The following is a 14781-nucleotide window of genomic DNA, read 5'->3' on the forward strand; positions in this document are numbered from 1 at the left end:
TGCTACCTCGTTGACCGGTAAGCTCCAGAGACGTGGAAAGTCTTCAGCTGATAATTCTTCTGAAGGGAACGTATTTTCTGAAATAAGCGGCTTGGAAATTCCGAAAAAAAGAAGTAAAGCTAATGAAACAATTAGGGCATTTTTGAATTTTTTCATAAATAGCACCTCTTTTCTAGGTTTTATGCTGTGTATTTTCCGTATATAAACAATATATGACGTAAAGGTACTATGTGGCAATCATTCCAGATGCGATTGATTCAATTTTAGGGCTGTTAAAACTTGGCGAGACTGAAGGATAGCTGATTCAAATATAGAACCTTTGTAATCACTTGAGTACACGGGATTGTGAATTTCAATCATTTCGTCAATTTCAGAATTTGAAATTGGTAATACTGGGCATTTAGACTTTTGACTTAAGATTGCACTGCATAAAGGTTGTTCTTCTTGAGTGCTGTAGTCTTCTTCGACTCCGGGTTTCCAGCCAAATGAAACCTCTGGTAAAACGTATAACAAATCGCCATCGTCCAATTTTTCTACACATGTTTCAATCAAGTCGTTTTCGCATTGATCTACATTCAAATATCCAACAGACGATTTAAATGGATAAATATTCTTCATACTTCGTTTTAAAATAGTTAGTGAAAGTTCTGGTCCGATAACCCAAATTTTTTTTGAAGAATAGGTCTCGTTTAATACACGTGCGATCAAAGTAGGTAAGGTTTGATAATAATCGATATGAAACGCATTAATAATAACACCTTTAGAATCTTGTAAAAGAGTTGTAAGGTTTTCAAGGCCTCTAAACTGATTTCGATCTGAGGTAGTAAATAATGCATCAATAGTAGGTGAGTTTTTTGTTGTAAAATAAATATGTGGCTTAACATAGTCTCTAGCCAGAAGATTGCTAAGTTTACTCATTTAGATGACCTCCTTTAGTTTATGCCCTATATCTTGCTTTTTATCATGAATGGAATAAACTTTAGATGAGACAGTCTGTTAAAACAAACAGATTTCTCTTTTTGGGATTAGTTCAATTCTATCATGGATAAAAGGACTAGTGATTTCGTACCGTTTGGGAAAATAGACGCGTAAAACCTTCAAAAATCGGGGGTATTCAAGTTAGATTTTCCTAATTGTGATAAAAAACGACGATAAGAGGGTCTAAAGTATTAAAAATAGAATCCAGGAGATGCTACTGCATGCAAAATAATTATGGGAATTTAATTAAAGTAGAGCGTCTGCGTCGAAATATGAAACAGTCTGTTTTAGCCCGTGGAATATGCTCCGTCTCATATTTAAGTAAAATTGAAAATAACCAGACTATCCCTAGTGAAGAAGTACTAGATCTTCTTTTTAGGAAATTAGACTTAGATATTCCTCTTTACGTAACAGTGACTGATAATGAAATTGAAAAAATTAAAGTAGAGATTTTAAGACTAATAAAAGAAGCTGTTTTATCAAGGAACTTAAATGAAACAGCAGAAAATTTGAAAAAAATAGAACGATATAAAAAGGACCATAGGATTTATAAACATAAACCTTTATATATATTGATGCTATTAGTGTTAGCAAGGTTTGATTTCATGCCTGGTGGAAAACAAGGTTACTTAACTGAATTAGAATGGTTACAAGATCAATTTACATCAGAGGATCGTATAAGATTCAACATTCTCAAAGCTTTAAAATCTTTTTCATTAAATGATAAAGATACAGCATTAGATTTAATGCAACAAGTGAGGGAGGAGTTAGATACAACGTACTTGGAAGAATGGGAAATAGCCGACATCAATTATATTATTGGTGGTATGTATTATAAATATACGGATTATTTACAAGCGATTGAACATGTGAATAGAGCGCTATCGTATTTTAAAGATAATTTTTATGTAGAACGAATAATAGAATGCCATTTAATTATCGGATTAGCTTTTAAACGAAGAAAACGATTTAACGAAGCATTAGCTAATTACAAAAAGGCAATTAAAGCTGCCGGGGCAACGGACTTAAAAGGATATTATGGCATGCTTTACAACAACACGGGTGAAATATATTCTCTACAAGGTAATAGAGAGCTTGCATTAGAATATTTCTTAAAAGGGCTAGAATATAAAGTTGAAAGCAAAAGTAAACTACTAAGTATTCTTTCATTAATTGAAGAATATTCTATTAGAGGAAGTTCCCAAGAAGTATTAGACTGGGTAGAGAAGGGGGAAGAAATTATTCAAGAAGAGGACAATGATAACCTATCCGAATTTATATATCATTTTGGAGTTTTTCGAAATAAGTATACTAATGGGAACAGTAAAGAATTGATTGAGAGCTTAAAAAAGGCAGTGCAGTATTTTGAATCTTCCGATGACTATCATTACACAAACAAATATGCCCTTTGGTTAGCACGTGAGCTACGAGAAAATGGGAAGTACAAACTATCTACTGAATACTATGAAAAATCCATTGCGATTATGTCTCGATGGGATTAACGCCTCCTCAGGCGTTCTTTTTTTGCACAAAAAAAGAGACGCCCGAATCGTCTCTTGTCGTTTATGGAGTGGTGAAATAATGAATCGTCCAAATCGGTTCGTTCATCAATGCTTCATCTCCCACATGGCCCGTTTGAACTTGTTGGAGTAGGTGAATGATATGTTTTTGTAAATTGGCGTCGTGTGAGCCGCTTCGCAAAATTCCATCTTCACTCGCGATGATATAAAACCCACCCAACCGCAAAGGAATATGATGTCTAACAATCGATACGGCAGCTTGCAGTTCGGCTTGCCCGCCTTGAAGTGGCACGTTTATATCAAAACGTCCCCATTGTTTAAAGTCGCCTAGTTCTGAAAACGGTGGGTCGCGGTGATCCAACTTCATGACCTCCAATCTTGTCTGTCTCTTCCTTACTAGTATAGCTCTTTTTCTAGAATAAGCCTGCGAGAAAAATGGGAAGGGTAAATCGATGTTGCCTTCGTTTCTCGATGTTACTCTTTTTCTAGATTATCCCAAAACATTCCTGCTAAAAATAGAAGCTACGGCGTAAAAAACACGACCGGAACGACTCCGGTCGTGTTCATTGATGAATCGCTTCTTTTGACGTCGGCAATTCACAAATAAATGTACTGCCTTCCCCGTAAATCGATTCAACGTGTAAATGTCCGTCGTGCGCTTTCGCAATTTCTTTACAGATGGCGAGACCGAGTCCTGTCCCTCCGATTTTACGACGGTCTGAGTTATCGACCCGGTAAAACTTGCCGAACAAGTTCGGTAATGCAGATGAAGGAATCCCCATCCCGTTGTCTCGAACTTTCATGACGACTTGACCTTCTAGTCGTTCTAATGAAACGAGGACGTTCCCACCTTCTGGCGAATATTTGATGGCGTTACTGAGCAAGTTACCGAGCAACTGCCGCATGCCTTCCAAGTCGGCCTCGATTTTAAAGTCCTGTCCGACATCGGCATCTAAGTGTAGATGATGCAAGTCGGTCGTCTCTTGATAAAAGCTGATACTGTCGCGAGCGAGCTCGAGCAAATCAACTGTCTCCCACTCGAACGTCTGTTTTCCGGCCTCCATTTTTTGAAGGTCGAGGAAGTCGTTGACCAAGTAAGAGAGACGTTTTGCTTCATCATGAATCGTCTTCAAGTACAATTCACGGCGGCTTTCTTTCAAATCACGCTCGAGCATCAACTCTGTAAATCCATAAATGGATGACAGCGGCGTTCTTAATTCGTGAGAGACCGTCGAAACAAGCTCTGATTTCATTCGGTCAATTTCAGTTTCGGCCGTCACATCGCGCAAGACGAGCATCGTGCCGTGAATCTTCCCATCTCGATAAATGCTTTCCGCATAGACCTGTAGGAAGTAATCTCCTTGATCCAATGAAATCGATAAGCCGTCTTCCGGCGGCTCTTGGTCGAAGACACGTTCGATATAACTGATGAAAAGGTCTTGTTGATCGACACGTTCGGCAAACTGTTCGATATCAATCGATAACGTTGTCAGTTCCTCATAACCGGCGTATTCGAATTGAAGTTCATCGAACATGCGGATAAAGGCGCGGTTGCCGACGATCGTGTCTTCCTCATAGTTGAAATACAGTATGGCTTCACGGACCGAGTTGATTAATTGTGCCGTCTCTTTACGATCCTGTTGCATCTGGCGATAAAGCCGCGTCCGTAAGAGCGAAATGGCCAACTGGTTCGCAAACGCGTTCAACTCTGATGTTTCACTCGCATCGAATGGCTCATCATAACAGGCCAAATATAAGCAACCGATCATCGTTCCGTCTGATGGATCCTTTACCGGGATGACCGTCTCATGGATATAGTACGGGTAGCCGTGAAGCTGGTCGGCCACTTTTTTTGAACTCGCTTCTAGCGATTTAGAAATCATGACACGCTTTAACAGAAGGGACTTTACCTTCAAGTCCTCCTGTTGCTCTTTTGTCATCCCTTTCGGTACGACGGACGTGATTTCATTGTCTTTGACGAGCAACACGGCCCCGAACTCCGCCTCGGTCAACCAGACGATTTTTTCGATGACAGCCGAATAGTCGAGTAACGATTCCTTCGAAGCGAGTACTTCAATCAATTCGTTACGATACTGCAGTTTAGTCTCATTTTGTTTCGACGCCTCGAGCACGGACTGCATCTCTTTTTGTTTTGCGCGCATTTTTTCGTTTTGTCCGACCATGCGTGTGATTAGAGGACGTCCAATTAATAAAATAGCAGTGATAAACATGACTAGCCCGGTCATCCAGATCCAACGCAACGTCAGAAGTTCGGTCGGTGAGACGGTATCGTCCCGAACGAACCAAGCACCGATTGCTGTTAAAACGAGGCTGGTGATACAAGCACCATAAAGGATGCCGAGAATTTGACGACTGTTCAATTGTTCAATCCACTTGCCCATAATACACTCTACTTCCTTCCTTAACTAAAAACCAACTCCAATTCCATCGTCGTATGACGGAAATATACAAAAAGAAAAATTAGATGAACACCGAATTGCTCAAACAATGTGCCATCAAACATTCTCTGTTTAAATATCATATCTAGACGGATATACCCCGGATTTCAGCATCTTACACATTCGAATGTGCTTCCGATTGACACATACGAAGGGAACAGGATAGCTTGAAAGAGAAGAAATGACTATGGAAGAGGTGCTCTTATGCTATCGATTGAACCTTCAGCGTTAACCGAGCGAGACACGTACAAATTTTTAATCGGGAGTATCGTTCCGCGGCCGATCGCTTTCGTGACGACTCGAAACGGCGACACAATCAATGCTGCGCCGTTTAGTTACTTTAACATCGTGGCGTCCGAGCCGCCGCTACTATCGGTATCGGTTCAACGGAAGAACGGTGTCATGAAAGATACGGCCCGCAATGCGGTCGCGACAGAAGAACTCGTCATCCATATCGTCGATGAGACGAACGTGGCTCTCGTCAACGAGACCGCGGCCAATTTAGGGCCAGCGGAGAGTGAGCTCGATCGGACGACGTTCACGACCGCACCGAGTGATGTCATCGAGACGCCAGGCGTGAAAGAAGCCAAAATCCGGATGGAATGTAAACTGCACCATCACGTTCCGATTGAGCATGACGGGAAAGTGACGGCTGACTTATTGATCGCGCGAGTCGTGCGGTTCCATATTGACCCGGCGCTTTATGAAGCCGGACGTATCGACGCCGAACGATTGGCACCGGTCAGTCGACTCGCCGGAAACTTCTATGCCACGCTCGGCGAAACGTTCGAAATCGAACGACCGAAATAAATGCCATGGCGCCTGCTCGAATCGGAGACAAGGCGCCTTTTTTCGGGTAAAGAATGGAGAGCCCATTGGCATGATGGTTTTCTTTCACACGAGCGCTCGAATGTGTCACAATAAAGTCAGAACATTCTAATTTCTAACGCGTCAGCGATCAGAGAAAAAAGGGGAGTCGGCTATGTCATATCGTCCAGCCATTCAATCGATCATCAATGCCATTGAGACGGTGATCGTCGGAAAAGAAGATGTCATCGCAAAGAGTTTGACTGCTTTACTTGCCGGAGGGCACGTGTTGTTAGAAGATGTCCCGGGCGTCGGGAAAACGATGCTCGTCCGGACGTTCAGTCGAGCCATCGATTTGGATTTCAAACGTGTCCAATTCACTCCGGACATGTTGCCTTCTGATTTGACCGGAATCTCGATGTATAACCAAAAGACGAAAGAGTTCGAATATCGGCCGGGTCCATTGATGGGTAATATCGTTTTGGCTGATGAAATTAACCGGACCTCTCCTAAAACACAATCGGCCTTGCTCGAGGCGATGGCGGAGCGCAGCGTGACGGTCGACGGTGAAGTCAAAATTTTACCGTCTCCGTTCTTCGTCATGGCGACGCAAAACCCGATTGAACATGAAGGGACGTATCCGCTCCCGGAAGCTCAATTGGATCGATTCCTCCTTAAAATCGAGATGGGCTATCCATCTTTCAATGAAGAGATTGCACTGCTGACGCGGTTTGAGAAAGCAGAACCGCTTGAGGCGCTACAGAGTGTCATTACGAAACATGAAGTCGAACAGATGCAACGCGAAGTGCGCGATGTACACGTTTCGAGTGCCGTCAAACAGTATATCGTCCGTTTGATTCACGAGTCGCGCAACGACCCGAACACGTATCTTGGGGGCAGTCCACGGGCGACGCTCGCTTTGATGAAGGCGGCACAGGCGTGGGCGTATATTCACAACCGTGACTTCGTGCTACCGGATGACGTGAAGGCGCTCGCCGGTAGTGTGCTCGGTCATCGCATCTTACTGACGGCAGAAGCGCGTTATAAAGGGAAGACGGCCAAACAGCTTGTCAAAGGCTGGCTCGACACACTTCCGGTCCCGATGGATCGTGAGGTCAAAGAAGTATGAAAAATTGGATGAAGCTGTTCCTTGTGTGGGCGGCGGCATTCGGACTTTACGCATTCGCCCGAATTGAAGGGAGTATCGTCGCGTCGACGCTCTGGTGGTCATTTTTCGTCCTGGCCGCCTATTGGACGATTTTCATGATTTATCCGGTCACAGCCGCGAACGTGTCGCGCCGTGTGACGACGAAACGACTCGTCTCGGGCCAAACGATGGACGTGGAACTGCAAGTGGAGCGGAAATACCCGTTTCTTGTCGGGGTCGTCACGTTAGAAGAGACACCGCCGTCGCGACTCGCGACATCCACTGATGTCATCATTACCACGGTCGATCGTTTCTTTCGACGGACAGAGACGGTCCATTACGAAATCGAACAGATTCGACGCGGCATCCACGTGTTCGATCGGACCGTCCTTCACGTGCGAGACGTGTTCGGACTGTTCGACCGCAAACGGACGTTGCGACTCGAGACGGTCGTTGAAGTCTCACCTGCTGAACTTCCGTTCGACTTACCGCGTGACGAGCAAGTCGGTGGGCGAGGCGAACAGTATCGCCGCACGCGCACATATACCGAGGTTGCCAATACGACGAGTGGTGTCCGTGAGTATGCGGCCGGGGACCGCATCGGTCGAATCGATTGGAAAGCCTCGGCTCCACGCGGAAACTTAATGACGAAAACGTTCGACCAAGAGCAGGAGAAGAAATTGTCGCTTGTCTTTGTCCCGTCGACAACGGCCGGGCATGAAGAAGCGTTCGAACGTTCATTGTCGCTTCTCGTCGGTGCAATCCGACAACTCGAGCGGAAAAATCTGCCGTTCGAACTGTATGTCATCGAAGAGCAGGTCCGTCTGTTCCATTTGCCGGACCAAAGCGCAGAGGTCGGCCATTACTTGCTGACAGCGACACCGGAGCCGGAAGGGCGCCTTGTCGAACGAGTGAAGCGCAACCTGCCGCAAGAAGTGGGGAACTTGATTATGATTAGCCCACTCGAGACGAAATGGGTGCGTGAGATCATGAATGAGACACAAGGCAGCTATCACTTGTACACGGCGAACGAGGTGACGACATGACGGCATGGTTGAAACGAATCGTCTATACGGCGCTTGCCGCCTACTTGTTGTCATTTTGGGTCGAGCCGATTGTGGGCAGTACGACATTTGATGTCAACTGGCCGTTCTTGTTCCTGCTTCTCGTTCCGATGTTTGCGAGCTTGTTGCCTTGGTATGGTTTCATTGGTGTGGTCGTCTTCAACTTCTTTATCGTCTTGTACGTGTACCACGGGAGTATCCTGGATTGGTTCGGTCTATGGTTAGAGGATTTGAGCGGGGTACTGAGCGGAGCTTTGCCGGAAGAGGCGATTTTCTTCTCGGCGATGGCACTCATCGGGGTACTGTTCGCCATCCTGGTCGGACGCACGTATCCGAGCTATGGCTTCGTTCTCGGGATGATCGTTTCGACGCTCGGACTGATGGCTTACTTTGACACGTGGACGCTTTATGACGGGGAAGGGAAGATTTTACTCGCAATTTTAGCGTCGCTCGTATTGCTCTTCGTCACCGACCTGGCGAAACGACCGAGCAAATCGCTCGTCCGCTATGTCAGTATCGCGCTCCTCGCTTCGGTCGTGTTGGCACTCGCAAGCGTGTCCCCGACGCTCGAAGGGGATTGGTCCGACCGTTTGACGACGAGTTTCCAAAACGCGGTGAACGATGAGGGCTCTGGTAGCGGTCGAGTCGGCTATGGGGTGAACGATGAACAACTCGGCGGACCGTTTGAGCAAGATGACGGCATCGTCTTCATCGCCCGTGGTGTGCCGGCGCGCTATTGGCGCATCGAGTCAAAAGAGATTTATACGGGGAAGGGCTGGGTCGAGTCCCCGGTCCTCGATTCCGAATATAACCGCGGACAACTCGTCGACCAAGCTGTCGATACGACACCGGAACAGGCGTTGCTCCGATTTGACCGGCGCCAAACGTTCGTCCCGTATGGTGGAGAATATCCACAGGCCACGGAGACGGACAATGGCACTGAGTTCCGAGTTGGAAATATCGAAGAACCGTTTCCGAACGAGACGATTCACATCCGACCATCCGGGAAAATCGTGTTCGACAATGATGGACAGACGACGCCTCAGACGATTCAACTCCGCTACAGTGTCCCTTCCTTTACAGAAGAGCAACTGGCATTGAATGAACCGGTGACGACGTTGACGGAAGAAGAGCGGCAGGCGTACTTGCAATTGCCGGACTCGCTTCCGGATCGGGTCCGCGACTTGTCGGCCGATATCACGGGCGACAGTGAGACACCTTATGACCAAGCCCAAGCGGTTCAAGCCTACTTCCAATCTGGAGATTTCCAATACAATACGGAAGATGTGGCCGTCCCGGAAGGTAATACGGATTACGTCGATCAATTTTTGTTCGATACGTTAATCGGGTACTGTGACAACTTCTCGACCTCGGCTGCCGTCCTTCTCCGGGCGAGCGGAGTGCCGACACGTTGGGTAAAAGGTTTCACGATGGGTGATGCGCGGGGGATTATCCAAGGGGAAGAAGAATACACCGTCCGGAACCGTCACGCCCACTCATGGGTAGAATATTTCGTGGAAGGCGCAGGCTGGGTCCCGCTCGAGGCGACTATCAGTTTCTCGGATGCCAACTTACTTCAAGTCGAGACGGAGGACGAAGCGAATGCAGACGATCCAGCGGCCAATGAACCACAAGCGTCGCAAGACGACGAGCCGACGAATCGTCCGCAAGAAGATTTGGCACTCGATGATGTGACGTCGGGAGAAGCGGCAACGGAGAACTGGAATATGCCGGTGTGGGGTTGGATTGTGATTGTCTTTACGGTCGCCGTTCTCGTATGGAACCGAAAATCGATTGAACGCCTCGTCATGATGCTTTGGTGGACACGGCGTCCATTGAATGAAAATCGACTCGTCGCCATGCATCGCTATCTAGTTAAACGACTCCGTGGAGCAGGTTTTAAAGTCGACGGGCGCACGCCGTCCGAACTCGCCGCAGAGGTCGATGCTTATTATGAATCGACCGAAATGACGAGATTGACCCGTTTGTTTGAACAAAGTGTCTATGCCGAAAAAACGCCGAATTCAAAATATAAAGAATATTGGAAAATCATGATTCGTCGAATTATGAGTTGAAGTAGGTGGATGCATACAGTAAGATAGACGCATTAGTTAGATAATTGAACAGCATTCCTTCGTATATACTCGCGAATTGGCGCGAGAGTCTCTACCGGACCACCGTAAATGGACCGACTATGAAGGAGCACGTTTCGTATACACAGAAAAGGGCGTGCTTCTTCTTCGGTTTAGTGAATCCGTGGGAGAAGCTCGCTCTTTTTTTGAGAAGAAGGCAGAAAGGTGGAGGTTTTGTGAAAATAGAACAAGAGATGATTTTGGTGCTCGACTTTGGAGGCCAGTACAACCAGTTGATTACACGTCGTGTGCGTGACCTTGGCGTATATAGTGAGCTTCATTCCCACAAGATGACCGCTGCTGAGATTCGTGAACTGGCTCCTGTCGGGATTATTTTCTCGGGTGGCCCGAACAGTGTGTACGCGGAAGGCGCATATCGCTGTGACCCGGAAATTTTCGAACTTGGCATTCCGATTTTCGGAATCTGCTACGGCATGCAACTCATGACGCATCACTTCGGTGGACGTGTCGAACGAGCGGCACATCGCGAATACGGAAAAGCGACGCTCTTCTCGACACCGGAAGCGTCGGCGCTCTACAAGGGTCTCCCAGTGGAACATACGGTTTGGATGAGCCACGGCGACCTCGTCATGGAAGCACCGCCAGGATTTATCGTCGATGGGACGAACCCATCATGCCCGGTCGCTTCAATCAAGAGCGATGAACTCAAAATGTACGGCGTACAGTATCACCCGGAAGTCCGGCACTCTGAGTACGGTAACGACATCTTGAAAAACTTCATCTATGAAGTGTGTGGCGCCAAAGGTGAGTGGTCGATGGAGAACTTCATCGACATCGAAGTCGAGAAGATTCGCGAGATCGTCGGCGACAAGCAAGTTCTTTGCGCGTTGTCAGGTGGCGTCGACTCATCGGTTGTCGCAGCGCTCGTTCATCGTGCCATCGGCGACCAATTGACATGTATGTTCGTCGACCATGGTTTGCTTCGCAAAAACGAAGCGGACAGCGTCATGAAGACGTTCGCGGACGGTTTCAATATGAAAGTCATCAAGATTGACGCGCAGGAGCGTTTCATGGCGAAACTTGCCGGCGTTTCAGATCCAGAACAAAAACGAAAAATCATCGGCAATGAGTTCATCTACGTGTTTGACGAAGAAGCGTCTAAACTTGTGGACATGGACTTCCTTGCCCAAGGTACGCTTTATACGGATATCATCGAGAGTGGAACGGACACGGCACAAACAATCAAGTCACACCATAACGTCGGTGGACTACCGGAAGACATGAACTTCACATTGATTGAGCCACTCAACACGCTCTTTAAAGATGAAGTACGTGAACTCGGGACTGAACTCGGGTTACCGGACTATATCGTTTGGCGTCAACCGTTCCCGGGACCAGGTCTTGGCATTCGTGTTCTCGGTGAAATCACAGAAGAGAAACTTGAAATCGTGCGTGAGTCAGATGCGATTCTGCGCGAAGAAGTGAAGAAAGCCGGTCTCGAACGTGATATTTGGCAATATTTCACGGTTCTTACACCGATTCGTTCAGTTGGTGTCATGGGCGACGAGCGGACGTATGACTATGCGGTCGGCGTACGTGCCGTCACTTCGATTGATGGGATGACTTCAGATTGGGCCCGCATTCCATGGGATGTACTCGAGAAAATCTCAGTTCGTATCGTCAACGAAGTCAGTCACGTCAACCGTGTCCTGTATGACATCACATCGAAGCCACCAGCAACAATCGAGTGGGAATAACCACCAGAGGGGAGAAATCCCCTCTGTTTTTATTTGGTAAAACCGAACATTAGGACGAAATATTTGGTTAAAATCCGTCATTTTTGTTGACATTCGATTTTTCCGTTGTTAAGATAAAAACGTTCTTATTATATCCGAACAATTAAAAATTATTTTGCCGTATAATATCGGGAATATGGCCCGAGAGTCTCTACGAAATCACCTTAAATGATTTCACTACGGCGAGACATAGATCAGGGACTTATGTCCCTGTATGTTTCGCGTGGGGTCTCCGGTTATCAATCGGGGACCTTTTCTCGTTTTACGGCGAGCCAAGGAGGAAAACCAATGAGCACACAGCTCAAGCAAGAACCAAATCACCAACCATCAGGAAACCGGATTGAACGTTACTTCCAGTTGAATGAACTTGGAACGAACATCAAAACGGAATTGATCGCAGGATTCACTACGTTCCTGGCAATGGCTTACATTTTGTTCGTTAACCCGAACGTGTTAGGTGCAGCAGGAATGGACATGGGCGCTGTTTTTGTGGCAACCGGTCTTGTCGCCCTCGTCGGTTCTGTCATGATGGGCTTGTTCGCCAACTATCCGATTGCGATCGCTCCGGGTATGGGGCTTAACGCCTTCTTCGCGTACAGTGTAGTTCTCGGCATGGGTATTCCATGGCAAACGGCACTATCAGGGGTTCTCGTTTCTGGTTTGTTCTTTATCGTTTTAACACTGTCAGGTATTCGTGAGACAGTCGTCAACGCAATTCCGGGACCACTCAAAATGGCGGTCGCGGCAGGGATTGGTTTCTTTATCGCCTTTATCGGTTTGAAAAATGCAGGTATCGTCGTCGCCAACGAGGCGACGCTCGTCGGTCTCGGTTCACTCGGAACAGGGACGACACTCCTTTCAGTGTTCGGTCTTGTAGTGACAGCATTGTTAATGGTTCGAAATGTAAAAGGTGGTATCTTCATCGGGATGCTTCTCACGGCAATTGTCGGGATGATCTTCAATCTTGTACCGACACCGACTGCCATCTCAGACATCGTCTCGGCACCACCGAGCATGTCATCGACTTTCGGACAAGCGTTCATCAATTTCTCAGAAGTCTTCACGGTCCAAATGCTAGTCGTCATCTTGACGTTCTTCTTCATTGATTTCTTTGATACAGCGGGTACGCTCGTAGCGGTAGCTCGTCAAGCAGGAATCATGAAAGACAACAAAGTGCCACGTGCGAGTAAAGCGCTCATGGCTGACTCAACAGCAACAGTGGCAGGTGCAATCTTTGGGACATCGACTGCGACGTCATATGTAGAATCGTCGGCTGGTGTAGCGGCGGGTGGTCGTTCGGGCTTGACGGCTGTATTCGCAGGTTTGTTCTTCGGATTGGCGCTCTTCTTCTCGCCACTCTTGGCAGTCGTCACATCGGCGGTCACAGCCCCTGCATTGATTATCGTAGGAGTACTCATGGCTTCGGCTTTACTCGATATCGACTGGAGAAAGCTAGAAATCGCGATTCCTTCATTCATGACGATTCTGATGATGCCCCTCACTTCGTCGATTGCGACGGGGATTGGGCTCGGATTCATCTTGTATCCGCTCATGATGATCGCGAAAGGGAAGACGAAAGAGATCCACCCAATCATGTACGGCATGTTAGTGATCTTCTTGGCTTACTTTATATTCTTGCCGCACGCGTAATGAAATGAAGCCGACTCGGTTTATGAGTCGGCTTTTTTGTATGCAGTGTTTTCAGGTAAGAAGGGGTCGTACATGGTTAAGGCATGGTTTTCTGTGATGAACTCATTTCGGATGAATGTGCCATCTTGGGAGAGGACGCTTCTAAATATTTGGTTATGCCGAACTGTTCCACCCCACCATTCATTCGTGAAGTGGTGGTTTTCTTCATATATCTCATATTGAACGGTTGGTGGGATATTGGACCGCCATTGCCCTACGAGATAATCCCCCTCAATATATAGAAGGAGTTGAAACGTCTGTGCCGTCCGATTGGTGATTTGAAGGTCTAAATAGTTGTAGGAACATGTGGCGCCACTCCCAAACGGTTGGTCCCTTCGTGAATCAGGGAAGACATCATAACTGTGGCGGTAACGCTCGGTCACTGTGAGTGGGCTATGGAGCGTGATCCAATAAATCAAGTTGGATAATTGGCACAATCCGCCCCCGGTTCCGGTCGTGACCTTTCCGTAATGCAAAATCATTCCGTCCACATAGCCTTTTCGCTTGGTAGGTCGCCCGATGGTTTTCCAATACGAGAGCACTTCGTTCGGAGAGACGATGATACCATTTAACTGTTTGATGGCGATATTGAGATTGATGACTTTGTTCTGTTGCATCTCGAGATCGACGTCGCGTAATCTTCGGTAGAGTGGGGTGCGATGCTCGTGGATAAGATAAGGCAACGGTATAGTGTTTCGTTGAGCGGTATACCGTTTCCCGTCCGTCATCCATTGAGCCTGGCGTTTTAATGTGTAATACTGGGTTCCTGCCCATATGCGCAGGTTCGATCGTTTCTTTGGCTGCAGTTGAAGCATTGAGTGTCACCTTCTTTAAGTTGGTATTGGTGTGTATTCGCCAACAGGGGATAATGCCCTTCTCGAAATCAAAGGGGTTAAAATGAAGAGGGTGAAAAACTTTTAAAGTTTTTTTAGAATAATGCTTGCCATGTGGTAGAAGGGGATGCTATAGTTATCTCTGTTGCCAGCGATGCTTACAACTTAGTAAACAAACTGGTTGACACACAATAATGATAAATGTTATTATTATTTAGTCGCCAAGAGCGACAGACGAACTTTGAAAACTGAACGATGAGGCAAAAAAGTTTTACAATGTTTGAATGAAGCGCAAGCTTCGTCATGTTTTAAAGAGCTATATCAAATTCTTTGGAGAGTTTGATCCTGGCTCAGGACGAACGCTGGCGGCGTGCCTAATACATGCAAGTCGAGCG

At 46.8% G+C, this 14781-nt stretch carries 11 protein-coding genes, 1 rRNA gene and 2 riboswitches; of the genes, 8 read left to right on the top strand and 4 right to left on the bottom strand.

Annotation, left to right across the window (positions count from 1 at the left end; genetic code table 11):
- Window positions 1-237: 237 nt before the first annotated feature.
- The gene (locus tag KNP81_RS12290; RefSeq protein WP_214720150.1) at window positions 238-918 is read right to left on the bottom strand and encodes a hypothetical protein; all 681 of its coding nucleotides are present in this window, start codon (window positions 916-918) and stop codon (window positions 238-240) included.
- A gap of 281 nt (window positions 919-1199) precedes the next feature.
- On the opposite strand from KNP81_RS12290, the gene KNP81_RS12295 reads away from it, so the two are divergent.
- Window positions 1200-2480: a helix-turn-helix domain-containing protein gene (locus KNP81_RS12295; RefSeq protein WP_214720151.1), complete on the top strand. Its 1281-nt coding sequence runs from the start codon at window positions 1200-1202 to the stop codon at window positions 2478-2480.
- Window positions 2481-2541: 61 nt separating this feature from the next.
- Here KNP81_RS12295 and KNP81_RS12300 read toward each other — a convergent pair whose 3' ends face one another.
- Both KNP81_RS12300 and KNP81_RS12305 read right to left on the bottom strand, forming a co-directional pair.
- Window positions 2542-2859, bottom strand: coding sequence for a hypothetical protein (locus KNP81_RS12300; RefSeq protein WP_214720152.1), 318 nt, complete (start codon window positions 2857-2859; stop codon window positions 2542-2544).
- Window positions 2860-3061: 202 nt separating this feature from the next.
- Window positions 3062-4900 carry an ATP-binding protein gene (locus KNP81_RS12305; RefSeq protein WP_251129053.1) on the bottom strand — a complete coding sequence of 613 codons (1839 nt, stop codon included), beginning with the start codon at window positions 4898-4900 and terminating at the stop codon, window positions 3062-3064.
- A gap of 261 nt (window positions 4901-5161) precedes the next feature.
- On the opposite strand from KNP81_RS12305, the gene KNP81_RS12310 reads away from it, so the two are divergent.
- The 6 genes from KNP81_RS12310 (at window position 5162) to KNP81_RS12335 (ending at window position 13514) form a co-directional block, all read left to right on the top strand.
- Window positions 5162-5767: a flavin reductase family protein gene (locus tag KNP81_RS12310; RefSeq protein WP_214720153.1), complete on the top strand. Its 606-nt coding sequence runs from the start codon at window positions 5162-5164 to the stop codon at window positions 5765-5767.
- 172 nt (window positions 5768-5939) lie between these two features.
- Window positions 5940-6893 (top strand): AAA family ATPase, encoded by a 954-nt coding sequence (locus KNP81_RS12315; protein WP_214720154.1) that lies wholly within the window; start codon window positions 5940-5942, stop codon window positions 6891-6893.
- The gene (locus KNP81_RS12320) at window positions 6890-7957 is read left to right on the top strand and encodes a DUF58 domain-containing protein (RefSeq protein ID WP_214720155.1); all 1068 of its coding nucleotides are present in this window, start codon (window positions 6890-6892) and stop codon (window positions 7955-7957) included. Before KNP81_RS12315 ends, KNP81_RS12320 begins: the two co-directional genes overlap by 4 nt.
- The gene (locus KNP81_RS12325) at window positions 7954-10050 is read left to right on the top strand and encodes a transglutaminase domain-containing protein (protein ID WP_214720156.1); all 2097 of its coding nucleotides are present in this window, start codon (window positions 7954-7956) and stop codon (window positions 10048-10050) included. The genes KNP81_RS12320 and KNP81_RS12325 overlap by 4 nt, the downstream gene beginning before the upstream one ends.
- Window positions 10051-10089: 39 nt before the next feature.
- A riboswitch (purine riboswitch) is annotated at window positions 10090-10190 on the top strand.
- A gap of 111 nt (window positions 10191-10301) precedes the next feature.
- A complete protein-coding gene (gene guaA / locus KNP81_RS12330; RefSeq protein ID WP_251129055.1) occupies window positions 10302-11825 on the top strand; it encodes a glutamine-hydrolyzing GMP synthase in 1524 nt (507 codons plus the stop codon).
- A 137-nt stretch (window positions 11826-11962) separates the two neighbouring features.
- A riboswitch (purine riboswitch) is annotated at window positions 11963-12064 on the top strand.
- An 88-nt stretch (window positions 12065-12152) separates the two neighbouring features.
- A complete protein-coding gene (locus KNP81_RS12335; RefSeq protein WP_251130353.1) occupies window positions 12153-13514 on the top strand; it encodes an NCS2 family permease in 1362 nt (453 codons plus the stop codon).
- A gap of 20 nt (window positions 13515-13534) precedes the next feature.
- Here the strand turns inward: KNP81_RS12335 and KNP81_RS12340 are convergent, their stop codons facing one another.
- Window positions 13535-14368: a VanW family protein gene (locus KNP81_RS12340; protein WP_214720158.1), complete on the bottom strand. Its 834-nt coding sequence runs from the start codon at window positions 14366-14368 to the stop codon at window positions 13535-13537.
- 345 nt (window positions 14369-14713) lie between these two features.
- On the opposite strand from KNP81_RS12340, the gene KNP81_RS12345 reads away from it, so the two are divergent.
- Window positions 14714-14781: ribosomal RNA gene (locus KNP81_RS12345) — 16S ribosomal RNA — on the top strand; the annotation flags it as partial.

The organism is Exiguobacterium sp. s149 (assembly GCF_018618395.1).
Lineage (GTDB): Bacteria > Bacillota > Bacilli > Exiguobacteriales > Exiguobacteriaceae > Exiguobacterium > Exiguobacterium chiriqhucha.